Source organism: Rhizobium sp. SVR5-9E (assembly GCF_056755095.1).
Window position 1 is genome coordinate 16,804 of record NZ_JBNDHS010000040.1, and the last position, 22,247, is coordinate 39,050.

31 protein-coding genes and 2 tRNA genes are annotated in these 22,247 nt (G+C 57.3%); 11 read left to right on the plus strand and 22 right to left on the minus strand.

Annotated elements, in window-relative coordinates; all coding sequences use genetic code 11:
• Genes ACPYOJ_RS18395 through ACPYOJ_RS18425 form a run of 7 tightly spaced genes read right to left on the minus strand, consistent with a single transcriptional unit; the run spans position 1 to position 7,132 of the window.
• Positions 1-315, minus strand: coding sequence for a head-tail connector protein (locus ACPYOJ_RS18395; RefSeq protein WP_481417536.1), 315 nt, complete (start codon positions 313-315; stop codon positions 1-3).
• Between the two features lies 1 nt (position 316).
• Positions 317-1,195, minus strand: a complete 879-nt coding sequence (locus ACPYOJ_RS18400; RefSeq protein ID WP_481417537.1) for a hypothetical protein — start codon at positions 1,193-1,195, stop codon at positions 317-319.
• Positions 1,195-2,547: a phage portal protein gene (locus ACPYOJ_RS18405; RefSeq protein ID WP_481417538.1), complete on the minus strand. Its 1,353-nt coding sequence runs from the start codon at positions 2,545-2,547 to the stop codon at positions 1,195-1,197. Before ACPYOJ_RS18405 ends, ACPYOJ_RS18400 begins: the two co-directional genes overlap by 1 nt.
• Positions 2,547-2,870, minus strand: a complete 324-nt coding sequence (locus ACPYOJ_RS18410; RefSeq protein WP_481417539.1) for a hypothetical protein — start codon at positions 2,868-2,870, stop codon at positions 2,547-2,549. Before ACPYOJ_RS18410 ends, ACPYOJ_RS18405 begins: the two co-directional genes overlap by 1 nt.
• A gap of 53 nt (positions 2,871-2,923) precedes the next feature.
• On the minus strand, positions 2,924-4,876 hold the full coding sequence (locus tag ACPYOJ_RS18415) for a phage major capsid protein (protein WP_481417540.1): 1,953 nt from the start codon (positions 4,874-4,876) through the stop codon (positions 2,924-2,926).
• A gap of 10 nt (positions 4,877-4,886) precedes the next feature.
• Complete coding sequence (locus ACPYOJ_RS18420) at positions 4,887-6,605, minus strand: terminase large subunit (protein WP_481417541.1); 1,719 nt, start codon at positions 6,603-6,605, stop codon at positions 4,887-4,889.
• The gene (locus tag ACPYOJ_RS18425) at positions 6,605-7,132 is read right to left on the minus strand and encodes a hypothetical protein (RefSeq protein ID WP_481417542.1); all 528 of its coding nucleotides are present in this window, start codon (positions 7,130-7,132) and stop codon (positions 6,605-6,607) included. Before ACPYOJ_RS18425 ends, ACPYOJ_RS18420 begins: the two co-directional genes overlap by 1 nt.
• Positions 7,133-7,235: 103 nt before the next feature.
• Here ACPYOJ_RS18425 and ACPYOJ_RS18430 point away from each other — a divergent pair, with 103 nt between their 5' ends.
• Positions 7,236-7,655 (plus strand): hypothetical protein, encoded by a 420-nt coding sequence (locus ACPYOJ_RS18430; protein WP_481417543.1) that lies wholly within the window; start codon positions 7,236-7,238, stop codon positions 7,653-7,655.
• On the opposite strand, the gene ACPYOJ_RS18435 is transcribed toward ACPYOJ_RS18430, so the two are convergent.
• Positions 7,612-7,983, minus strand: a complete 372-nt coding sequence (locus ACPYOJ_RS18435; protein ID WP_481417544.1) for an HNH endonuclease — start codon at positions 7,981-7,983, stop codon at positions 7,612-7,614. The genes ACPYOJ_RS18430 and ACPYOJ_RS18435 overlap by 44 nt on opposite strands.
• A gap of 64 nt (positions 7,984-8,047) precedes the next feature.
• Here ACPYOJ_RS18435 and ACPYOJ_RS18440 point away from each other — a divergent pair, with 64 nt between their 5' ends.
• The 3 genes from ACPYOJ_RS18440 to ACPYOJ_RS18450 all read left to right on the plus strand — a co-directional run bounded on the left by ACPYOJ_RS18440 (position 8,048) and on the right by ACPYOJ_RS18450 (position 9,410).
• Positions 8,048-8,308, plus strand: a complete 261-nt coding sequence (locus ACPYOJ_RS18440) for a hypothetical protein (RefSeq protein ID WP_481417545.1) — start codon at positions 8,048-8,050, stop codon at positions 8,306-8,308.
• Between the two features lie 321 nt (positions 8,309-8,629).
• Positions 8,630-9,073, plus strand: coding sequence for a hypothetical protein (locus ACPYOJ_RS18445; protein ID WP_481417546.1), 444 nt, complete (start codon positions 8,630-8,632; stop codon positions 9,071-9,073).
• Positions 9,074-9,140: 67 nt separating this feature from the next.
• Positions 9,141-9,410: a hypothetical protein gene (locus tag ACPYOJ_RS18450; protein ID WP_481417547.1), complete on the plus strand. Its 270-nt coding sequence runs from the start codon at positions 9,141-9,143 to the stop codon at positions 9,408-9,410.
• A 63-nt stretch (positions 9,411-9,473) separates the two neighbouring features.
• Here ACPYOJ_RS18450 and ACPYOJ_RS18455 read toward each other — a convergent pair whose 3' ends face one another.
• Complete coding sequence (locus ACPYOJ_RS18455; protein ID WP_481417548.1) at positions 9,474-9,827, minus strand: DUF3307 domain-containing protein; 354 nt, start codon at positions 9,825-9,827, stop codon at positions 9,474-9,476.
• A gap of 129 nt (positions 9,828-9,956) precedes the next feature.
• On the opposite strand from ACPYOJ_RS18455, the gene ACPYOJ_RS18460 reads away from it, so the two are divergent.
• A complete protein-coding gene (locus ACPYOJ_RS18460) occupies positions 9,957-10,172 on the plus strand; it encodes a hypothetical protein (protein ID WP_481417549.1) in 216 nt (71 codons plus the stop codon).
• 1,256 nt (positions 10,173-11,428) lie between these two features.
• Here ACPYOJ_RS18460 and ACPYOJ_RS18465 read toward each other — a convergent pair.
• From ACPYOJ_RS18465 to ACPYOJ_RS18510, 10 genes are all read right to left on the minus strand, one after another.
• Entirely contained in the window at positions 11,429-11,797 is a 369-nt protein-coding gene (locus ACPYOJ_RS18465) for a DUF6362 family protein (protein ID WP_481417550.1), read from the minus strand.
• Positions 11,798-11,959: 162 nt separating this feature from the next.
• Entirely contained in the window at positions 11,960-12,751 is a 792-nt protein-coding gene (locus ACPYOJ_RS18470) for a ribonuclease H family protein (RefSeq protein ID WP_481417551.1), read from the minus strand.
• 94 nt (positions 12,752-12,845) lie between these two features.
• A complete protein-coding gene (locus ACPYOJ_RS18475; RefSeq protein WP_481417552.1) occupies positions 12,846-13,130 on the minus strand; it encodes a hypothetical protein in 285 nt (94 codons plus the stop codon).
• Entirely contained in the window at positions 13,127-13,381 is a 255-nt protein-coding gene (locus tag ACPYOJ_RS18480; RefSeq protein ID WP_481417553.1) for a DUF6074 family protein, read from the minus strand. The genes ACPYOJ_RS18475 and ACPYOJ_RS18480 overlap by 4 nt, the downstream gene beginning before the upstream one ends.
• Entirely contained in the window at positions 13,378-14,208 is an 831-nt protein-coding gene (locus ACPYOJ_RS18485; RefSeq protein ID WP_481417554.1) for a helix-turn-helix domain-containing protein, read from the minus strand. Before ACPYOJ_RS18485 ends, ACPYOJ_RS18480 begins: the two co-directional genes overlap by 4 nt.
• The gene (locus ACPYOJ_RS18490) at positions 14,201-14,380 is read right to left on the minus strand and encodes a hypothetical protein (protein WP_481417555.1); all 180 of its coding nucleotides are present in this window, start codon (positions 14,378-14,380) and stop codon (positions 14,201-14,203) included. The genes ACPYOJ_RS18485 and ACPYOJ_RS18490 overlap by 8 nt, the downstream gene beginning before the upstream one ends.
• Positions 14,380-14,643 (minus strand): hypothetical protein, encoded by a 264-nt coding sequence (locus tag ACPYOJ_RS18495; protein WP_481417556.1) that lies wholly within the window; start codon positions 14,641-14,643, stop codon positions 14,380-14,382. The genes ACPYOJ_RS18490 and ACPYOJ_RS18495 overlap by 1 nt, the downstream gene beginning before the upstream one ends.
• Positions 14,640-14,978 (minus strand): winged helix domain-containing protein, encoded by a 339-nt coding sequence (locus tag ACPYOJ_RS18500; RefSeq protein ID WP_481417557.1) that lies wholly within the window; start codon positions 14,976-14,978, stop codon positions 14,640-14,642. The genes ACPYOJ_RS18495 and ACPYOJ_RS18500 overlap by 4 nt, the downstream gene beginning before the upstream one ends.
• 123 nt (positions 14,979-15,101) lie before the next feature.
• On the minus strand, positions 15,102-15,284 hold the full coding sequence (locus tag ACPYOJ_RS18505) for a helix-turn-helix transcriptional regulator (protein WP_481417558.1): 183 nt from the start codon (positions 15,282-15,284) through the stop codon (positions 15,102-15,104).
• A 191-nt stretch (positions 15,285-15,475) separates the two neighbouring features.
• On the minus strand, positions 15,476-15,715 hold the full coding sequence (locus ACPYOJ_RS18510; protein WP_481417559.1) for a helix-turn-helix domain-containing protein: 240 nt from the start codon (positions 15,713-15,715) through the stop codon (positions 15,476-15,478).
• Between the two features lie 153 nt (positions 15,716-15,868).
• Between ACPYOJ_RS18510 and ACPYOJ_RS18515 the strand changes: the two genes are divergently transcribed.
• From ACPYOJ_RS18515 to ACPYOJ_RS18525, 3 genes are read left to right on the plus strand one after another with little or no spacing between them, the layout of a single operon-like run.
• Positions 15,869-16,369 carry a hypothetical protein gene (locus tag ACPYOJ_RS18515; RefSeq protein ID WP_481417560.1) on the plus strand — a complete coding sequence of 167 codons (501 nt, stop codon included), beginning with the start codon at positions 15,869-15,871 and terminating at the stop codon, positions 16,367-16,369.
• 2 nt (positions 16,370-16,371) lie between these two features.
• On the plus strand, positions 16,372-17,040 hold the full coding sequence (locus ACPYOJ_RS18520; protein WP_481417561.1) for a hypothetical protein: 669 nt from the start codon (positions 16,372-16,374) through the stop codon (positions 17,038-17,040).
• Positions 17,037-17,297, plus strand: coding sequence for a hypothetical protein (locus tag ACPYOJ_RS18525; RefSeq protein ID WP_481417562.1), 261 nt, complete (start codon positions 17,037-17,039; stop codon positions 17,295-17,297). Before ACPYOJ_RS18520 ends, ACPYOJ_RS18525 begins: the two co-directional genes overlap by 4 nt.
• Positions 17,298-17,422: 125 nt before the next feature.
• On the opposite strand, the gene ACPYOJ_RS18530 is transcribed toward ACPYOJ_RS18525, so the two are convergent.
• From ACPYOJ_RS18530 to ACPYOJ_RS18540, 3 genes are all read right to left on the minus strand, one after another.
• A tRNA-Arg gene (locus ACPYOJ_RS18530) sits at positions 17,423-17,499 on the minus strand.
• 45 nt (positions 17,500-17,544) lie between these two features.
• Positions 17,545-17,850 (minus strand): ETC complex I subunit, encoded by a 306-nt coding sequence (locus ACPYOJ_RS18535; protein WP_168829527.1) that lies wholly within the window; start codon positions 17,848-17,850, stop codon positions 17,545-17,547.
• 149 nt (positions 17,851-17,999) lie between these two features.
• Positions 18,000-19,649 carry a phosphoethanolamine transferase gene (locus tag ACPYOJ_RS18540; protein WP_481417563.1) on the minus strand — a complete coding sequence of 550 codons (1,650 nt, stop codon included), beginning with the start codon at positions 19,647-19,649 and terminating at the stop codon, positions 18,000-18,002.
• Between the two features lie 187 nt (positions 19,650-19,836).
• Between ACPYOJ_RS18540 and ACPYOJ_RS18545 the strand changes: the two genes are divergently transcribed.
• The 3 genes from ACPYOJ_RS18545 to ACPYOJ_RS18555 all read left to right on the plus strand — a co-directional run bounded on the left by ACPYOJ_RS18545 (position 19,837) and on the right by ACPYOJ_RS18555 (position 22,008).
• Positions 19,837-19,913, plus strand: a tRNA-Pro gene (locus ACPYOJ_RS18545).
• Between the two features lie 471 nt (positions 19,914-20,384).
• Positions 20,385-21,413, plus strand: coding sequence for a ParA family protein (locus ACPYOJ_RS18550; protein WP_481417564.1), 1,029 nt, complete (start codon positions 20,385-20,387; stop codon positions 21,411-21,413).
• Positions 21,406-22,008, plus strand: coding sequence for a HEPN domain-containing protein (locus ACPYOJ_RS18555; RefSeq protein WP_481417565.1), 603 nt, complete (start codon positions 21,406-21,408; stop codon positions 22,006-22,008). Before ACPYOJ_RS18550 ends, ACPYOJ_RS18555 begins: the two co-directional genes overlap by 8 nt.
• Positions 22,009-22,247 lie beyond the last annotated feature (239 nt).

Here is a 22,247-nt window from a genome sequence, read left to right on the forward strand (position 1 = left end):
TCAGGCAATTGCAGGATCCCGGAGGCGATAGAGCAGCGCCGCCACGGGGTTTTTGGGATCACCGGAGCCAAGCCCGGGCAGAAGGCCGCCGGTGTTCGCCTCGTCGAGCAGGCTCTGCACGAGGAGCATGATCGCAGCGGAGACACGGCCCGGAACAGTAGTCTCATCCCAGCCGTGATCCGGATTTTTGAGGTAATCGATGACCGCGTCTTCGGCCTGCTTGATCTTGAGTTCGATATCCGGGATCCGCTCATCGCCATCGGCGAGGGAGAGGCGCAGCGCGAGATTGACTTGTTCGACGGTCACGAGGGCCATGTCACTTCCCCTTCGCCGGGACGCCAACGGTGAGCGGCTGGAACTGCTTGGCTTCCTTTACCTCGCCGTTCTTCCCGTCGCGGCCTTTCTTGGCGCAGAGCGTCCAGTCCTTCGAGCCGTCACCAGGCTTTTCGGACGTGTTCTCGTCGCAGTGCCAAAGTGAGCCAGCCCAGGTGACGGTGTCGCCTCGCTCGTAAGGCTGGCCGTCCTTGAAGACGCCGCGGTAGAGCATGACGGGGAAGCCGAGCTCGACCCTGTAATCCATCTTCTTGCCCGTGAAGGACAGGAGCACCGTGCGGCCATCATCCATGACAGAGGCGTCGAAGTCTTCGAGCTGGAAGCCATCTCGCCCGGGTTTCCCCGGTTCTCCATCATTGCCGACGACGAGGCCAAGGTTCCTCGTCTCGCCGTTCGTCATCGTCAGAACGAGGTTGCCGTCCCGATCTATAAGGGCGCCAGCCAGGCCAACGCCGTCATTTCCGTCAACACCATCACCGCCGTCTTTCGCCCGAGGAAGCTCACCGACGCGCTTCTCGACTTCGGAGGCGATAAGAGGCGCAACGTCGTCGATCGTCACGCTCTTGCCGTCCTGTGGAACCGGAATGGCTGCCACCGCCTCACCCACGGCCTCGCTGACCATCGCCGCTATGTCTGGAAGAACTGGCGCGGGCGGGATGTCCGGAATTTCCGGGATCACGATCGCCTCGACAGCGGTCTTCACGGCCGCAAGTTCTGAGGAAAGGTCGATCGGTGCCGGGATAGCGTCAACTCGCTTTTCCAGAGCATCAATGCGAGCAGCGATTGGTGCTAGCTCCGTGGCCAGATACCCCTTGACCACGCTGACGATCTCAGCGCCGAAGGCCTTACCGTCGAATGTCATCAGCGAAGTCCTTTGAGAATTTCCACCAAGGCGGCGCGTGCCTCTGCCTCAGTCGCGTTGTCGTTAGCAGGTTCGGCTTGCGCTGGCGCCGGGCCCGGGGCTGGTGTGGTGCCGAAGGGGTCAGCCTGCGCATCACGCTTGGCGAGCGCCTCCAGACTGAAATTCTGCTGCTGAAGCATTGGGCTGTCACCGCCATTCTTCGGCTTCAGGTCGAGCTTCTTGCGCTGCTCGTTCGGCGTCATGATACCCTTCGACTTGTCGAGGACTTCCATCTGCGTGACGCTGTCCATGCGCAGGAGATTGTCGGTATCGAGCTCGGTACCGACCCCCTCTTTCATCTCCAGCCCCTCATCGAGGCAAAGCTCGATCGCCTCGATCAGCACCTGAAGGCACTGCGAATAGTATTCGACGTTCAGGCTCTGGATGTTGTTGAAGGTCGGCATAGCGCCGACGCCGATCTTGTAGGGAGGGACGTGATAGGTCGAACAGACGACCTCGGCCGTCCATTTCAGTTGCTCGATCAGTTGGCTATCTGTGGACTTGGCCCTCATAGCCTCATACTTCAGGCCGTCGCCGAGCACGGCCACCTTGCCCGAGTTGTCGCCCGAGAAGTTGGTGTCCCAATAGTCCTTGATCCGCTTGGCGGTTTCATCCTCGATCGCGCCAGGCGCCGTGAGGACGCCACCAGGACGCGCGCCATTCTGGAAGAAGGATGCACTGTCATTCTGGATCGCAAGGCCCTGCATGGCAGCGAGGCCGCCTGCAAAGATCGGCGATAGGCCGACCAGCGGGTGATAGAAACAGTTGAACCGGTCGTGAATGATTTCCCGAGCCGGAACAACGATGCTCTCCGTAACGCCTGTGAGCGTGTCGGTGTTCAGCTGGTAGAAAACGTCGCCGCTGTCAGACACGAGCGGCGTAACGAGATTTGGGTCGAGCACGTAAAGCCTGGTGACGACGCCGCGATTGTCCCGCTGTTTCAGAACGTAGGTATTGCCACGCTGGAGCTTCGAGAGAACCCAGCACTCCATAAACTGGATCCGGTTCTGGAAACCGTTAGGCTTGCGCAGCACCGGGGAGTATGCGGCATTGGTGACTTCCGACCAGATACCCTCCTCGTCCCGCTGGACGAGCTTGATGCGCAGCTTCGCGATATCGGAAGCGATCAGAGTGCGACAGGCGAAGTCTGCGTGATTGGAGAGAACGGAATCGAACTTGATTTCGACGTTCTGCTGCCACGCGCCGGGAAAGCTTTCGAGGATCGACCACCATCCACGACCGCTCTGCGGGACAGACGACATCGCCTTCTGAGCGGTCTTTACGCGGGAGATATTGAACCCGAAAAGGCGCATCAGTTCGCGTCCTTTGCCTCTGCGATTTTAGTCTGAAGAGTTTCGGCGTTCCAACCGTTGAACGGCCGCTTGCCAAAAACGCCCTGATATTCCTTGCGGAGATCAGCCAATGCGTCGCCTGGCGCGCTGTCTCGGCCCACTCGCTCGTGAGCTCCGGCATCTGGATCATGTGCCGTGCCTTGGGCCTCGAAGCCAGTTGGTGTGGCCTTCGCCTTCTTGACCGCGATCAGCACGCGGGCATTGGCATTCGATGCAGTGAACTTGTCACCCGGCAAAAGGCGGCGTGTTCCATAGGTCATGCGGCGGGTAGCAATCAGGTCCATCGAACCCTCCATTCAAGTGAGAAAGGCGGGGCCGAAGCCCCACCCTATTCGCATTAGGGGGTGACGACAGGAGTGCCGTAATCGGCATCGCCGATGTAGGCCACCGCAGAAGCACGGCGCTTTGCGAAGTTCAGCGGACGTACGACCTTGATGGCAACGGAGTCCGTCTGGAACATCGACACGACGCTGGCATTCGCTACCGGCGTGTCGCTGGCGCCATCCGGTGAGCTGTCCATCTGGATCGCAGCCTCGGTGGAGAGGGAAACCTCAACGCCGCGATCGCCGATCTTGTAGATGTCGGACGGCTTGAGCAGGATGAAGTCTCCCGCACCGACGTTGCCGCCGGCAACCAGCGTATCGCCAAGGAGCGCGCCGCCGTTGGCCGATAGGCCGGGGAATGCGAAGTTGCCCATCACGTTCTGAATGAGCCCCAGCGACTTCGCCAAGGACTGTGTGGTGACGAACTGGAGACCATCGGCATTGTTCGCCGCAATGAAGCCCGCATAGAGCGCCTTCACGTCCGCGATGACGCCCTCGATATCCGTACCGGCACTGGTACCGGCCGTGAGACCGTTGAGGATACCGGCAGGAGACACGCCTGCAGACGCCGCAGCAGTGCCGAGGAAGGTCTGGTCGACACGCTGCGCCGAGGCCTCGACCAGAGCATCGCGAACCAGCTTTTCAGCCGATGGTGAAGAGTCTCGAAGCAGTTCCTTCGAAACCACGGCCAGAGCGGCAACCTTGAGCGGGGTCAGGTTCACGTCCATGAAGTCAGCCTTGCTGACGGGAATGGACTTGGACTGGCCGACCCAATAGCCGGTCGCCGCGCCGTCCTGGCCGGCGATGTTGACGTTGGCCGGCACTTCGCGCAGCGGCAGCTTGTCGAACACGGTACGGCTGTAGAGGTATTCGATGAAGTCGCCGGTATAGCGGTCGATGTGCACGAGCTCCGCGCCCCACTCGCCGGAGTCCGTACCACCACCCGCAACAGCTGCCTTGATGGTCTCGACGAGCTGCGGGTTCGAAACGCCCCAGCGTTTGTGAGCGATACCCACGGCCGACACGTCGGAGATGCGCGCCAGGGTCTTGGCGATCACCATGCGGGTGTAGTTCTGGCCTTCGAAGGCCTCATCTTTGTCGCCCTTGATGACGACAGGGGCGCCCAGGCGAGTGGCAGTGCCAGCATCGGCGGTCTTGATCTGGCCTACCGGCTTCGCGGTGAATGCCTGCGCCTTCTCAAGCGCGCGGAGGCGTTTCAGGTCGCCATCGATCTGCTCGACTTCCTGCTCAAGCGTGTCGAATTCTTCCTGCTCGGCCTGGTCGGTCGAGCGGCCTTCGTTGATGGACTTCTGCATGACTTCCGCCATGCGTGCCGCCTTTGCCTGCCGGGAGGCTTCCAGCGCCGCGATCTGTTCAGCAATGGTTTTCATAGCTGTGTCTTTCCTTGGATTGAGATTTACCGGTTTGGTGGATTTTCCCGAGGCGCCGGGACGAGCAGGACGATCGTCCGCCTTCGGCTCCTTGCCAGTCGCGGCGAGCAGAGGGCGATCGATCGACTTGATGGTGGATATCACCGCATCGGCATTGGCCGGCACAGAGACGAGAGAGAGTTCGAGGACTTCGGAGGCGATGAAGCGAACGCCGCCACCATCCATCCACGCATATTCCAGAGCCCGGAAACCGATAGAGACCGCGCGGACGAGACCGGCCTTGATCTCACCCCAGGCAGTCTCGACGCGATCGCGCAGCGGACCGGCCTCTTCGATGATCGGCAGCTTGGCTTCGAAGGTGATGCCGGCACTGGTGGGTTTGTCGAAGGTGACGGTACCGACAGGCTTGTCGTGATCGTGTTGATGCAGCAGTGGCATCGGGTTCTTGAACTGGACACCCAGGGGTTCGACGATGTCGCCGACGCGATCCGGATTGGGTGTCGTGGCCACGCCGCGGATAATGCGCTGCTCCTCCTCGACGGCTTTCACCGTCAGGACCGAATACATCCTGTTCATGTGTGCTTCCTTATCGACCGCCGACGACCAGCATCTGGAATTGCGGCTTGCGCTTCGGTTCGGGGTTGCGGCTCATCACCGTCACGGCGTTGAAGAGCGCCATGACCGGGTCAATCTTGGCATCACCGGCATTCTGCTTCGTCGCCCGGATGGCGGTTGCCGTCGGCTCAATCTTCAGGTTCGAGACGCACCAGTCCATCAGGCCGCTGCCGGAGTGGCGTAGCGTGCCGTTGGCGAGCTTCCGCTCTGCGGTCTTGATCGCGTTCATCAGCTGGTAGCCCTGCGGCACGCCGATGAGCAGTCCCTCTTCCTGGGTGACGCCGATTTCATCGAGAGCTTCGACCATTTCGCCCAGGCCGGCCGGGTCAACGGCGACACATGCCAGCAATCCGGCATCTTTGATCCTGCCGATGATCTCGACGATCTCCGAGATGTCTTCGAGCTCGTCGTCGACGATCGTCAGTTCTTCGGCATCGGCCAAGTCCTGAAGTTTCGACGCGATCGACTTGCGCCGCCGTAAGACGCCCTCATGGCACCAGGCATGCGACCAGGCGAGCCATTCCCGCCTCCGCTTGTGCCTGCCGACGACACATAGGCCGAACAAGTCATCGAGGCCGCCGCCGTCCAGACCGGGCACGATGACGTCGCAGTTCGCCAGCAGGTACTCGAGCGTGATCTTCGGATCGCCACGACCGCCCCAGAGATCAGCGCCCGGCCACCTGTTGGCGCGGAGGTTCATGCCGATCTCTACATTGAGATGTTTGGCAAGGAAGGTCTGGATCGTGTCCCCTTCCTCGTCCTGACCGCTGATGACGGCAGCAAGCTTACGTTCCAGCCACTCCTTGCGGACCGACTTCCCGATGTTTGGGTTCGTGACGTAGAAGTTTTCAGGCTTCAGATACGCCTTCGACTTGATCATCTCCTCCGGGAACTCATAGAGGACCGGCAGACTGCGCGGGTCGTCGATCTCGCCGTCGCGCACCCCACGGAAGTAATCCAGCTTCTCCTTGAAGACGCCGGCCGGCTGAGTGTCCGATTGGGTCGAAATGTAGATCACGAAGCCCTCAGGCCGCGAAATAAGGCCGCCTGTGGCCTCCTGCAGCATCGCATTGGCGTTCGCCTTCTTGCCGAGCAGCCAAAGCTCCTCGACCAGGACGAAAGCCGCCTTCTTGCCTGCCGACGTCGACGAGTCCGCCGATACGACTTTCAGCACCGCCATGGTGATGCGATGCGTGATCTGCTTCAGGTTGTCCTGGACGTGCAGCAGGTCGAGCAGCTCGGGATCCGCGCGCACCATGTCGGCGGCCGGCTTGAACGAATTGTCTGCGACTTCGCGTGTCGGCGCCAGGATCAGCAGCTCCGCCGAGTGCCGCCAGTTGCGGATCAGCGCCGTGAGCATGATCCCGGCGACGATCGTCGACTTGCCGTTTTTCTTGCTGATGAGGAGAAAGAACTCCTCGATCAGCCGCGTCGCGTTCTTGGCATCATAGGCGCCGAAGACTGCCCGCACGAAGTCGAAGACGAACTCCTCGCAGACCTCGCCGAAGGTCGGGTGTCGCGTCGTCTCGGTCTCGGGGTCGTACACTTGGGCGAGGTCGACCACCTGCAGAGACTTGAACACCTCCAACGCCGCTTCCGCCTCGTCGGGGAAGAGCGGCGCGATCGGGATCAGAGACTGACGATTGACGATGCGCTCACGCCAATCAACGCATGCTGTGGACCACTGCATCAGCGATTATCGACCACCAGCTTGGGCGGGCTTGGAGGAGCGAATTTGCCACCAACGTTCTGCGCAGCGATCTTTTGCTCTTCCTTCTTCCCGCGCTTCGGCTCTTTCGCCTTCGTCTCGCGAGCCTTGATGGCGTCGGCCGCACCCGATGCCCTGCCCATCTCCTCGAGCTTCTTCTGAGCAGCCACATTCCCGTCCCTGGCGGACTTGAACAGGAGGCCAATGACTTCCTTCCGTCGTTGGGCGTGGCCGTCTGCCAACTCATTCGGAAAATGCTTGCGCAGCGTGTCAGGATCGATGCCCAGCGCACGGGCAATGGTGTTATCGCTCTCGCCTACGAATTTCATCTCCTCGACCGTCTGGCGGTCCTCAAGAGATGAACGATATGACGGACGCCCTCCCTTTGGAGAGCGCTTCGGTTTTTCGGTCATTTCAGCCTTCCTGCCGAAAATTTCGATCTGAGAGAAAAAAATATGTAGATGAGGGGGACGCGGGTCCGGAGAAAGAGGCCGCTTTTGGCCGCTCATACCCCCCCCGATGGTTGTGAAAGGTGAACGATTAACCTTCCCCGCGAACGAATGGTTTAGATGTCGTTGCTACAGAGCCCCAACTCTATCGGAGGCCCACACAATGAAATCGACGAACCCCCTTCTTAACTTTGACGGCTTCAAAGCTGCGAAGCTCCTCGCTATTAACTTCGCCCTTGGGGCGATCGTCTGTAAAATATACTCAGCCAGCGCCTCTGGCACCGCGGTGGGTTTGGCTGAAATCATTGCAGGGATCGGCATTGTCGCGAACTTCCTGATCTCCTTGTGGGAGATGTATTCTGACTCGAAGAAGACTTTGGCGAAGAAAGCCAAGGAGGGGCAGGTTGACGAGGATCTGAACGATCTGCGTGAACACAAGAAAACGACGACTGCCTACATGGCAGACACGGCCATAAAACTAGCCTCTCTTCAAGAGGAACTGGGATCTACATCAGTTGAACTTGCACAGCTGAAGCTCACTATCGCCACTCACCGTGAGCCCTCCGTTCCTCAGCCTGTATGACGCTGTCGTGAATACGTTTCGTCACGGTCTCGATGTTGTTGATGTCCCAGAAGAGAGCCGGATCGCCGTGATGGGGGATCCTGTGGTTCGCCACTGGCGCGTTCTGATCGTTGCCTATGCCCGAGCATAGCTCTCCGCTTCGCTGGCAGGTGTAGAGGTCTCGCTCGAAGGCCTGCCGCCTCAGTCGTTCCCAGCGTGGGGTATTGTACCAGGCGCGCCAGGGCTGCGTTTGACGTCTGTGCTGGTCTCGTGCCTTCTCGCCTGGTATCCGGCCGACCATAGGCTTGATGGTAGCGACCAGGGGACGCAGCGTCTTGAGCTTAGGCATCGGGCATGCTCTGATTTCTTCCGTTTTTCAGGAGTGGCGTGGGTTAAGGTGTGGAATGGCAAGGATGATACCGAGAGAGTTTGCTGGAATCTCCGGCAGCCCATATGAACTCGTTCAAGTAACACTGCTAGGCGATGGCACCTTAAAAGGCAGGATCCATGGACTGCCAGTTACCGGGCATGTGGTTGACCCGCACGCCAGCGTCGACGAAATAGCCGATGAACTCCAACTGACGAACGTTCAGGAGCGCCAGCAATACCTCGGTTGGATGGGCATCCTGGAGCGGCTTCGCTCCAAAGCTGCCGGCATGAAGCAGGGCACCTAACCCGGATCGGCGAGTACCCTCTCTCCCATATATTCGACCACGCGGCCTTGCTGCCTGTGAATAAGTCGAACAATGTGCAAAGCGTTAATGCAATCAGCGCAGGCGCAAAGATGTTGCTGAGTTGCACTTGCGACTCAGGATGGTTGAGCGCTTTCCTGCAAATACAACCGACGCAGGATCAAACATGAACGCTAAGCAATTCGCAGCACAGATGAAGGCAGAGATTGAAGCAATAAAGCAGCAAGGCACCGCCGCAATCTTCGTAGACAACCTTATCAATTATCTCTCGAATGTTCAGGACGCCCCATCAGCAGAACCGTCATGGCGGAGCTTGAACGCTACAAGGCTGATCTCAGCGCTCATCTCGAGGCCGCAAAACACAATTACAACAACGAAATCGAGATGTTTAAGTCCGTCATCGTGGCGGGCCAGAATGCGATCCGAACTATGGTCACCATAAACGGCGGCGCTTCAGTTGCGTTGCTTGCCTTCATCGGCCACTTGGCGGCGATCAAATCGCCATTTATCCCAACCTATGCGTCATGCCTGTTACCTTTTGTACTGGGAACCCTCCTCGGCGGCATGGTGTCTGGTGGAACGTACCTTAACCAATGGCTCTACGCCGGTGGACCGAAGGCGGTGAAAGCCGGAAAGGTCGTTAACATCTTCGTGATCCTCGCGGGGATTGGAGCGTTCGTCGCCTTTGGCATCGGGGCGTGGTGGACGTATGACTCGTTCATAACGATGCCTCCACGTATCCAATAGGAAGCCAAACGCAACTGATGCCTGGCTCTTTTTGAAGTCTGGCGTGGATCAACGTTGAGAGACGGAAATGTATACGAAAAACGGTAAGCCGCTCCAGGTGTCAGGCGACAAGATCTACGGTCGTTCGGGTAAAGTAGTCGGGCGGATCAAGGGCAGCAGGGTATATGGGACAGACGGGCGATACGTCGGCACCATCGTTGGTAATCGGCTTGTCTATCGGTCTACAGACACCGCGACGATCAGCTCGCCGTTCGCATCGGCAAATAAAGCTGGCTCCGCTACTGCAAATAGTGTCGGGAGCGCGATCTGGGGGGATGAGCCCGATATCCCGGATTGACCGCGCCCGCTGTATTACGTCATCCAGGCCACCACGCGGGGAGCGCTGCGGCGGTAAAGAGCACTACTGCCAGAACGGTGACAATGGACCATGCGATAGCGCGGCGAGTAGAACGAGGCAGAGCAGCCAGACAATCTTGCAAGCGATGTGTGAGGCCTGATCCTGGGCGAACGTCGTCATGCGCCGCACCTTTGCCTCGTCGATGATCGTGTGAGCCAGCCATTCAGCCAACCCAATCCACACATTGCCGGTGACCAGCCCTACGCCGGCGCCTTGAATGCCGGAATGTGCGATCAGATGATAAACGCGCAGCGGGCCTGATTGTTTGGCCTTGGAGAGGAAGTCACCTTGCAGTGGGTAGTCGAGCAGCCAGTGAACGGCCAACAGCATAAAAGCCAAGGTCAGGAAGCTTTCCATGATCTCTCCAAAGAAAACCCGCCACCGGGTGGTGACGGGCTGTGATTGGTGGGCACAGATCGTTTAGCGCTTTGTATTCGCGACTAAGACGCGTAAGCCCGCAGGGGTAGACAATTCAAAGGATACACAATGGCTGCGCAGAATGTAGACCCTAACGTCATGATCGAAACAAACCTGGCTCTAACGCAGGCGTTGATCAACAAGCTCCTGGAAAAGCGTGTGCTTGAGGAAGAGGATCTTGCTCAGATGCTGCGCGACATCGTCAGCATGCTCCAGACATCCGATCACGGAAACGCAGCCGGCATTGTAGGACTGCTGCGCATCATGTTCATTCAAAGCGAATAGCCCTTAAGATCTCCGGCTTCTTTGCGGGGAGCCGGAATTCAGCCTTTTATGCCGCATTCTTCCACCGCCGCGTTCAGGGCGGGTCGCACCGCCTCCCGATATCGTTGAGGCATTGCCTTGGATTGGGCAGCTACCGCCTTGAGGGTAGCCGAGAACGAATCGTCTTGGGCGCATGCTCGAATTGGTGCGGTTGCTAGAAGGTGTTGCCATCATGGCAATACCATCCAAGCACGCTCCGGACGGTATCAGGACCATCGTGATACCTTCTCCTGGTGGAGCGCAGGAAGGGCCGAGCGCTTCACGCCGGTTCCCTCGCGCCTACTGCCTCTCGACATGCCTGACTTTCCGTGCAAGCTTTAATTGATTTTGAACACAACGCTGCCCCGATGAGGGGTGGCTGGCATGGACCCAATTAGTCTTGAAGCAATTAGTCAATGTGCCGCGCTGTTTAATCTGCGGCGTTTCGCCTACCGTCAAATCCCACATCCTGCCCCGGGCTCTCGCGTTGGATTTGAAGCAAGATGACAAACATCTCGTATCTGGAAGAATGGGCGATCCACGGATCAGAACATTCCAGAATGGTCGCTGGAGTTACAAGCTACTCTGTAAAGAGCATGAGCGTAGCCTCGGACCAGCGGATACGTATGGCGTCGACTTCGTCCGAGCCGCGATCAAGCATCCAGCACAAAGCGTGGATTATTCGATACCCAATCCGAAGCCTAAACTTCTGAAAAAGTTCATGCTATCCTTGATCTGGCGCGCTGATGCAGCCGATACAGCTGAAGGTCGGCAATCTCGCTTGGGAGCTTACGGTAGCCTCCTTCAGCGTTGCATCTTCGATTCAGCGCCCATTGATGCTCCCATTTGCTTCGTACGCCCCAACTTAACAGGAATGGAAATCTCTTATCCATTGCCCTCGAACCTACTCGCATTCGAATGCGTGATTGCAACGGCTGGAAGTTAGGGTTCGGGAATCTTGACGCTATTGTCAAACTCGACAAGAAACCATGGCCGAGAGAGTGGACCGAGGTTGACGCAAGCGTACAAACTTCGGCTAGAATCTTGAACGCGAGCCCTTCTGAAATCAGCGATGCTCCGGCTTATCACCCACTGATTCGCCAGGTGAAAGTCTTTCAGGTATGACGGCCGGAAAGCGAAGGGGCCGCCGAAGCAGCCCCGCAAATCACCTAATCTTACGCTAAGATATGACAGATAATGCCAATTTTGCCAAGCGAAATCACTAGCAGAGGCGAGCTTTATAGTGAATTCGCCGCCGACCACGTATCGGTGATAGCGTTTTCGTACCGTTTGCGTGCGGTCTCATCGCTTCGACCGATGTACTTCCCGATGAGACCAAACGACATTTCGAACGAACGCCACCAGATCAAACGCCATTCGTTCTTTTCGAGATGCCGCACCCACGACAAAGCAGTGAGGCAATCCGAGACATCGGCTGGCGTCGGCTGAAAGCGTGGCGCGATATCCTCCGCCGCACCATAAGCGGTCACGGCTTCCTGGACATAATCAGGCGAGGAGGACCGCTGAATGAAGTAATTTCGATCAGGCAGAGCCCTCAGCGTCTTCATGGCGGTGAGAATGCGGCGTTCGACTTCTGCTCTTGGCACTCGGCAGCTGCTGACGACCCTTGGCGCCGACCGTCGTTCCGGCTGAGCCTTCAGCGTGCTCCTCGTGTTCACCCACCGGATGTTCTCCGGGAGAGTCGCACGGCCGGGCTCCGGAAGCTGATTTATCTTCTTCTCTCGTCTCTTGCGGATCTTTACCATTCGCTACTCCGCCACAACCGCACGAAATTCTTCGGGGAGCACGTCGCTGACGGGATCGTCTAAGCCTGCAGCATCCAACGCCGCCCTTCGGCCCTGAAAAGACAGTTCATCTGCCCGCTCGTTGCCTAAGGTGCCGTTGTGGCCCTTTACCCAGGCTATCGTCAGCGCTGCGCAGCTATTCAGCGCGGCGTCGATCGCCTTCCACAAGTCGAGGTTCTTTACCTCCCCGCTCTCTGGCTTTGGAGAGTTGGGCCCTTTCCGGCTCCAGCCATTGCGCTTCCACTTGTGACGCCAGTCGTTGCAGCCATTGACGACATATTGGCTGTCGCACCAAATCGTGACCGGCTGGCCTTCCGCAAACTGCTGGACCCAATCGATGGCTTTCAGCATGCCGGTGAGTTCCATGACGTTATTCGTCGTCTCGGCGAGCCCGCCGCTGCGGTGTGCGATTTCCACGCCATCCCGATAGACGGCATACCCCCATCCGCCGGCGCCTGGGTTTGGCTCGCAGGCGCCGTCGCAAAAGATATGAACTCCTGTCGCAACGAGAGACATATCGAAGGGAGCATGCTGCTTAGCCGGTCTGCGGGAGAAGCTTGCCTGTTTGTAGTGACTGCTCATTAGATATGGCCCTCTACGATTATCGTTCGACGGAAATTGAAGGAACAGGGTTTGCCGGCTCGATGTATGATCTCCCTTGCTGGCACGACATCGCAGACACCGCTGACGCATCGTGCCGCGGTGGAAGTGGCACTGTCTTCCGTCTCGAAGATCATATCGCCCCAGGTCCGCCATTGACCGCGCTCTTTCACGCGAATGACAAAACCACGCCGAAACTTCTGCCCGAATTTGTCCAGCAAGGTAAAAGGGAACGTTTCGCTATCTATTCTCATTCGCCGCACCTACCCTTGATCACGTTTCGTCGCTCCGGTGTCATGCGGACGTAAGCAGGTCGCCAGTTCATTGGCGTCTCGAAGATCCTTCCTGGCGGGTCGATGCGATACCAGTGCCCGTCAGGGTCGAGGAAATACGTTATGTCCTCCGGCGAATGATGACCGCCGAGGTTACTGAAAAGCAGATTGCAGATGAGACCCCCGGCCTTTGCTTCATCCATGGGCCGCCATGAGTTTTCGCGGTCGTGCGCTTCGCGCTCCTGTCGTTCCTTGATCGTCATGCCGCACCCTTTCCGCTTGCGTTGCGCTGCAGTTCGCCTTTTACCGCGTCCTTGAAGGCGGTTAGCTGCCGCTCGATTTCGTCGCCATCGCAGCCGAGGCCCGACAGATGTTCGGAGAGCTGGTTTACTTGTGCACGCCAATAGCCCGTCGCATCGCTACCGTGCTTGCGGCCGTACACCTCCGCCACCCGCCGAATTTTTCCGACACGCGCCGCCAGCGGGAAGACCTTGATTTCGCAATCTGTCGTCATGCGGCCACCCGTTCCGGCCCAAGCACCAGCCTTCTTGCCAACCAAGGCGTCAGTTTTCCGTCGAGCAGATTTTCTTTTAGTGCGCGGCGCACCACCGGGTTACTTGGCCTTTCGGCCCAGGCAAAAACCTCATCAATAAGCTGTTCAGTCTCTTCATCGGTTTCCGGGATCTCGAACGGCTGGTTACGATCGACATCGCCGTCCTTAACCAATCCGTAATCGTTAGCCCCTATAAGGGAAGCTCCCTGTTCTATACTAAAGATAGGTTCAGGGATTACGTTAAAGGATTTACCGGACATTGGTGTCCGCTCGCGAACGGACATTTGTGTCCTTTCCGGAAATTCTCGAATGGACATCTGTGTCCGCTCATATTGTTCCCGCTCAAGCCGATCCTCTTCCCTCCGTGCCTTTTTTACGTCTTGGTAGTCTAGGATTTGTGAAACGACCGCTTCGTTCTTCAGGAAAACGAAATGGTTCGATTTCTTCCGGTCTGGACGCCACGCGTACAGCCAGCGTCGTTTCCTAAGAACCTCAATAGCCCGCTGAACGGTTTTCTCATTTTTTCCAAGTGAGAGGGTTTCAAGGATAGTGCGATAAGACGGGAAACACCGCAGCGTCTCGCTGTTGACGCACTCCAATAGATAGACGCCGACCATCTTCACGGTCGGCGTCATCTCGCTTGCAAAGTCCCTCATGATGAAAGACTGCATTTCAAGACGACGCGCAGTAAATGCGCGCCGCTCCTCGTCTGTCGGCTGTTCTAGTTTTGCAGGCAAAGGCAACGCCTGCTCATCAACGTGAGGGAAGTCATCTGGCAACTTACGCATCCAGGGCAACTCCACGGCGAATATGCTGAGCTACCCGGCACGCCTCGCAAGCTTCCCAAGCGGAGAGTTCGAACTTAGTGCGGATCTCATGAATCACGTTGGCAGGTTGAGCAATCTGCTGAGAGAGCCAACGTGCGGCCTCTTTGACCTTCGGGGCGTCGGTTGACGTCATCAGGCGCGGCCTCCGATCAGGTTATCCACCACCGGCCCAAAGCCATCGGCGGATAGCTCTTCCGCGTCCAAGATGGCCTCCTCATAGGAATCGCCGTCCCACATCGTGATGCGACAGCCATCGGCCTCGACAGCGTCTACGAAGAACTTCAGCGATCCAATTGATGTGAAGTCCAGCCGTGGCTTCCCGGCGCCATGAACTATTGTTGGTCCCGAGACGCGTATGCCAAAAATTTCTACACAGGGGAGCGTTGTTTCCGTCATGCCGCAGCCCTCCGGATTTCTTCCAGCACAGCGAGCCTGCTGCAGAGCGTGTATCGAGCATGTACTCCCGGGAAATCGCCAGCGTGCCTCTCATCGCGCGTGCCGACGGCTATCCCGTTCTTTTGCAACTTCCAGATGTAATGAGAGGTCCTTGGCCCGACGTAGTCTAGCGACGAGATACCGCGCTCACCGGCGTCGATTAACTTTCGCAATGTCCAAGCTTCCCGGCCGACGAACTTCAAAGCTGTGCTAATCGGCTCATTATCGTCATTAAGAACGTGGACTCTGATTGAAACTTCTGCTTTAGAGGCAACTGCCATTGATGAACCTTTCATTGATGGGGAGGCCAGCGGGAAACCGCTGGAACAAGGGGGAACGCGAAATAAGCGTTTCGTTTTCAGCAGCCTGCGGTGTGTCGCCAAACATAGACCGCAGGCTGTTTCCGTTTGTGAGGCTACTCATGCAGCCTCCCTGGAGCGCTTCAACTCCCATTCGCTCAGCTTTGCCTCATCGAAGAGTTTGCGGCGCTTGACCTTGAACGGTTGAGGAAATCCAAGTTCCTTGTCCTTAGTCCATCGGTAGAGTGTGACAGATGAAATTTTGAACCGCGCCTCTACTTGGGCGGCAGTTAGGTACGTCATTCAGGGTTGTTCCTTTCGGGGTTTTGACGACTGCAGATACACATCATGTTCTTAGCATGTTCACGCCGCGTTAGGAATCGTCGTGAAGGTTCGTGAAGCATAAATCAATAGTATTCCCCAAGTGATTCCGGGGATTTGCAGAATGTTGTGCATCACCTTGACTGTACGTAAGGCCCGCTCTACTGCTCCCGCTATCGAGTGGTTCGCTTTGCCATCCGAACCCCTACACCACCGCCATTCTCGGGAATGAATACTATCCCGGCCTCCTCGAAGGCCGTCTTGATGGCGTTGATGGTGGTCTGGTGCCCAACAAGTTCATCCATCGCTTCCAGCCGTTTGATAGTCGGTACTGACACCTTGCACCGCTCGGACAGGTCGCCTTGCGACCAGCGAAGCAAAGCGCGTGCGGCCCGGATCTGATCTGCGTTCATGGAAATATGATACCTTTTTGATTATTTGATCCTAAACAGCTTGAATGATTAACCCCAATGTATTAAATAATCCCTAAGGGATCATTTTGCAATGGGGAAGTGCCGCACTGCAAGGCTCCCGTGAGAATGCACAGCACCTTGAGGGAAAAGACAATGCCGAACACATCGATTCAGGCAGCCGCCGAAGGCATGCCCGACGCCACCCGCCGCCGTTTTCTGCAGCTACTGCCTGCCACCGCAGCACTCGCCGCGGTGCCTGCGCCCGCTCGATCGGCGCCAGTAGATCCGATGGAAGCCGCCCGCTACCACGCCAAGGCACTGGCCGAGGCTATGGGCGAAGCAAACCCGGAGCGGCTTTACCGGTTCAAGATCGATGAGGAGAAAGGGTTTGTTTTCATCTTTGGCGACAGGAAGGAGGATATCGAGCTTGCGGCAAGGCCGATCTACGACGGCCCGAACTTCTATGAGGTCGAGCTTTGGAACAGTAAGCGCCCAATCCTTTGGCTTGAGCGCGTCGAATACCGCACCACTCCCGGCCACTACTACATTGCGGAAAGCCGATGGAAAGGGCGCCTGGAAGGTAAGCCGCGGCGCCTGAAAGAAAAGCAGTTCAAGGTCGTGCGTAAGGTCGAAAACTTTGCAGGGAGGGCATGAGGATGGACCGTCGCACCTTCATTAAGGGAGCCGCTATCGCAGCATCCACGCCAGGAGTCGTAGCTTCTGGCGAGGCTGGCAAGCCGTCGATCCTCGAAGACCTCTTCCGCGAGCATCATCGCGCGCTTGAAGCCGACGACGTTGCGTGGGGCACGGTGTTCGACGTGAGAGAGCAGGAGCCGATGAAGTCCATGAGGATGCCCGCCGTCCAGATTGGTCAGCTAAGGGCGGGCAGTGACGCCGATGGAGATCCGGCGTTTAAACCCATTATGGTTAGAAGTAACGGGGAGATTCGCGCCCATTTCGACCGGCTTTTAAATAATTTCCCAGGGCTGGGTTACATATCGGATTTGGATGAGCGTGTTCGCGATGGATACCGGCAGCAGCTCGAAGCCAAGATTGATGAACTCGCGGCGCTTAGGCGCGAGCGGGACCGTATCGAGTGCGAGTGCGGCTACACCAGAGCTACGGAGGCAGCAGGGCGAACAAGAGACGCAGTCGTATCGATCGAGACGCAGATACTCGACTACGTGCCCCGTTCGCTGAGGGAGGCGGCAGCAAAGGCCAGTTGGATCCTCAAGGCCTACAAAGATGCACGAGGGTATCTGCATGATGGTGAAGAAGCGACACTAGAGGCGGCGCTTGCCTCGATCGGGAGGGCGGTGGCATGAGCGAGGTACAGAACAGAGATCTGAAGCTGGATTTTGACGATTTCATTAACCGCATGAATAGAATGGCTGGGCTGGTCCAGGTGATCGATGACAGGCTTGATGGAATGAACTACGGCACCGGCGACAAGCGCAACACCGCGCTTGATGAAGTAGCACTGCTTGGGATCGCGGCCGATGGGCTCAAGCAGTTGGCAGAAACTCTGAACCGCAGCAGCGTGGTTGTCCTTAGCTCCGAATGGCGCTCCGAGGCCAACTAGACTTCCTATCCTCGATCTAGCCCGCCTCGCGAATGTGGCGGGCTTTTTTTGTGCCGCCGTTACCCCAGATGTTACCCCGAGGCGATAAAGCAGGGAATTTACTCCAGCTAAGTACTTGAAAGTGTTGGCGACCCCTGCAGGATTCGAACCTGCGACCACCTGCTTAGAAGGCAGGTGCTCTATCCAGCTGAGCTAAGGGGCCGTCCGGCGCTGCGACGCGCGGCAGCAACGCGGCATGTCTGAACGTTCAGTGTGTCCACGGTTGAGTGCGGGTATAGCGGAAATTATCCGGATAGGCGACCACCTGGCGGGCAGGATCCTTCGGCGCGATCACGCGGTATTCGATGCCGTTGCGCTTTGCATATGCTTCGGCCAGTTCCTGCGATTCGAAGGTCAGCTTCAGCTGCTGGCGCGTGTCGCCGGAGGACGTATAGCCCATCATCGGGTCAATCTTGCGCGGCTGCTCCTGATCGAACTCCAGCACCCAGAGATGAGTCTTGGCCTTGCCGGACTGCATGGCGGTCTTGGCTGGACGATAGATCTTGGCAGACATGCTGCACGCCTCCGGCTGTGCGGGCCCTGCCCGCTGAATATTTCAAACCTCCGCCCCGTTATGGAGCGGTTCCTTGCGATCCATATAGCGCAAAGAGATGAATTTTGCCTATCCGCGAATCCGCCGGATTTCAAGAAAAAAGGCGCAAACTAATTGGACGCGAGCTTGTCGGAAGGCTTGCGGCAAGGTGAAATAATATCGAGCGAGGCGTTGCGAACGCTGGTCTCCACCTGCATCAGCCCGAGCACGCTATGGAAGAAGTTGTCGTGTGAGGCCGGCCGCCCTGCCTGCGCCGCGATGCAGGCCCTATCCAAGCGGGTTTCGCTGGCGAAAGCATCCGAAAGCCAGAGCGCCATCGGCACATGGGTCTGTTGCCTCGGGGCGATGAAATACGGCGCGCCATGCAGATAGATCCCGTTCTCGCCGAGCGATTCGCCGTGATCGGAGAGGTAGAGCATCGAACCGGCAAGCTTTTCCTGATGCGCCTTCAGCTTGTCGATGACGGAGGCGATCACATGGTCGGTCATGACGATCGTGTTGTCGTAGGCGTTCGTCACCTCTTCCGGTTTGCAGTTTGCGAAATCGGCAACGCGGCAGTCGGGCGTAAAGCGCCTGCTATCATCGGGATAGCGCTGATAGTAGGCCGGGCCGTGGCTGCCGAGCTGGTGAAGAACGAGCACGCTGTCGCCCTTCACACTGGCGAGCCAGTCATCGAGCTTGTCGAGCAGGATGGTGTCCAGGCATTCGCCGTCCTTGCAGAACCGCGGATCGCGCGTACTCGGCAGATACTGGTATTTGATGCGGTCGGCGACACCGTAAGTCCCGGTGTCGTTGTCCCACCATTCGACGTCGATCTTGGCGTGGCCGAGCACATCCGTCAGGTTATCGGTCGCCAGGCCCTTTCGGTGGCTGTACTGCGTCCGCGGATAGACGGAAAACATGCAGGGGATGGAAACGGCGGTCTCCGTGCCGCAGCTCGTGACATCGGGGAAGAACGTGACGTTGCGCGCTTTCATTTCCGGGTTGGTATCGCGGCCGTAACCACCGAGCGAGAACTCCTGTTCTCTTGCCGTTTCGCCTGCGACGATGATCAGCACGCGCGGTTTGCCGGGCGCGGCCGCCGGTATCTGGCGCGCATCCGTGCCGATCGGCTGGCGCACGAGATTGAGATTGTCTCCATAGGTGGCGGCAAAATAGATGGCGCTGCCGATCGGGAAATGCGGATTGATCGTCATCATCAGGTCACGATGGATGCGCCCGACGGCGGCGTAGGTGGAGTAAAAGCCCATGCCGGCCACCGCGACGATGCCGAGGCAAGGCAGCACCACCGCCGTATTACGCAGAAACTTGCTCCAAAAGGGCCGGTGGACGACACGCACGCCGGCAATCGCCACGGAAGGTAGAACGCCCGCGAGCAGCATGTGGAGAATGAACTTCGCGGTGATCAGATGCTGTGCTTCCGATTGCGTCGTGACAGCGGCGTTGCGAAGCATTTCGCGGTCGATGATGACGCCGAAGCGGTCGGTGAACCAGGCCGCGGCGACTGCGGCAAGCACAAGGAAGATCAGCGCCGGCTTGATGAGGTATTTCATGGAGACGCTCACGGCGATCGCGATCGTCAGCGCGATCATGCCCACCACGAAGCCGGCGAAGGCCAGCCGATGGCTGTCGAAATAGACGAATGCCCGGCTCCAGAACGTGTAATTGGCGACGATGAGGATATAGAGCGATACGATGACTGCGAGCGTGATGCTGCCGATTTCAGGGCGCACCCACGCCTTCTGCTTTTCCCTTGCCATGCCGATTGGTTTGCTCCGTGTGCACCAGCGCAGAGCGGCTGGCACCGCGTTTCCGCCTGACTCAAAACCGCGTAACTATGGGGAGGCTTCCTGACACTATCCTGAACGGCAAAGCAGCGTCGAAGGATGGGGCAAACGCGTTTTTGATATTGCGGCGCCGGTATGAAGCGTGTATTGGCCCCTCTCACGGAGTGTAGCGCAGTCTGGTAGCGCATCTGGTTTGGGACCAGAGGGTCGGGAGTTCGAATCTCTCCACTCCGACCATCGCTTTGCCCTGAAAACGCTGAAGAAGCTGATTTTCTTGGGGTTTCGGCCAACTTCCTGTTACAAACCATGTAACAAAACGGAAGTTTGGAATGCCGCAAAACACCGATACCGGCTTAACCGCGACGGAAGATATTTCGCCCGGATCCTAGTCCCCAAAAGACCTTCGCCCCTTCCTCGACAACAAATCGGGACTTCGCGAACCGGTTGGCCCGGGAATCGCCGGGCTGCTGTTGCGCGTCTTGCTACGGCCCTAGTCGGGCTTCATGCGCAAATCGCCGTGGCCGAACGGAAGTACAGGTCGCCAAGAGAGAAGCGATCACGCCGGGCCCGCTATCCCCTGCCCGTCGTTCAGATTGCCTTGCTGAACTACAACGAACGAATCGCGTTCGATGCCGAACTACGGAACATGGATACCGTTGGACGACTCACCTCTCCCGTGTAACGTGCAAAAATCGCAAGGGGAAATCCATGGTAAAACGGCTTGTTGTATTCAATCACAAAGGCGGCGTGAGCAAAACGACGACGGCTTATAACGTCGGCTGGGCGCTCGCTGCCGATGCTAAAGTGCTTTTTGTCGACGCGGACTCGCAGTGCAATCTTTCTGGACTGTTACTGGGGGACGACTTCGAAGCCTATTATTTCGATGAAGCGACGAAGGACCAGAACCTAAAGGACGGAGTTGCGCCCGCATTTGAAGGTAAGCCCGTGCCCCTTCAGGCTGTCGATTGCTTTAGCCCTGCACGAAACAACAATGTGTTTCTACTAGCGGGCCATGCGAACCTATCGGCCTACGACGCTGCTCTAACATTCGCTCAGACGGCCAATAACGCTATTACAACGTTGCAGAATCTGCCGGGCGCGTTCTCCGAACTGATCCGGTTAACCGAAGAACGCTATGAAATAGACTATACAATAATTGATCTCAATCCAAGTTTGAGTGCGATCAATCAAAACCTCTTTCTTGTTTCAGACGGGTTCCTGATCCCCACGAATCCCGATCCGTTTTCAATTATGGCGCTTCAAACACTAAAAACTACTCTGCCGCGATGGGTGAATTGGAAGCGCTCATCGATCAGCCTGTTCCAAGATTCAGCCTATCCACTCCCGGAGGGCACACCCAAATTCGTTGGTACGGTTATTCAGCGGTTCAACATTCGCAAAGGCAAAGCGGCTGCGCCGTATCGAAACAATATCGATGAAATTAACGCTGTGGTTGAGGGAGAAGTTTTCAGCGCCTTGCAGGTAGCCGGAATGACGTTACAACCCGCAGGGTATGGAGGGCTGGAAGGGGAACACTATTGTCTCGGCGAAATTCCCGATTTCCAAGGTCTTCTTCCCAAAGCGCACCAAGCAGGGGTTCCCGTCTTCGCCCTTGAAGACGATGAGCTTGACGCGACCGGTCCCATCCTCGAGGGCTTCAAAGAACGACGGGCGTTTTTCAGAGACCAGTTTCAAGGGCTATCGTCTAAAATCGCGGACCTGCTAGATTATGCTTAAAGCGGTTGCCGTTTTCGACAGCAGCTTAAGCGAGGCACGTAACCAGAGCGCTCTGTTTCATCACATCAAGAATCAAGGCATTCCGTTTAATGCCGATGATCTTCTAAGGGGGCAGATCGTCACTTCGATGGCAGCGTTCGACAAGCTAATGCACGACCTGATTAGAATTGGCATGGTGCAGATTTTTTCCAGCATCCGCCCCGCAACACCCAAATATCTTGCTGAGGCGATTGATATGCAGACGCACGTCGCAATCAAATCCGCGACGTTACCGCCGCCGGAAATTGTGTTTGAGCAAGCAGTGGTGCGAAAGCTCGGAAGGCTATCATTCCAAGACCCAATCAAAGTCTCTGACGGCCTTTCTCTCATCTGGGACGAAAGGCAGAAATGGGAAAGGATCAGCGCAATCCTGGGAAAGTCCGCGAAGGACGCGCAAACGGAACTCAGGCTTATCGCTCAACGTCGCAATGCGATCGTCCATGAGTCCGACATGGACCCAGTGACGCATGCTAAGACACCGATCTCCCCACAAGACGCTACCGCGACAACAAATTACTTGGAGGCGTGCGGAAAAGCGATCCATTCGCTGATGTAGGTTTAAGTCAAATGTTCCGGTGATGAAACGATTGATGGCAGTTCCGCTTGCCTATTATACGTCGACAAACAGTTGAACAGAAGCTCGACCGTCACAGCGTTACAAAGAGTGGAAATAGTCGTTGCTTTCAATGACATATTTGATTTCCAATCTCTTCACTCCGACCATCTATCACGGTGATTTAGCTATGAGGCCACCGGTCAGGCGCGCCACCTTCTAGGGCGAGCCGGTCGCCGCGG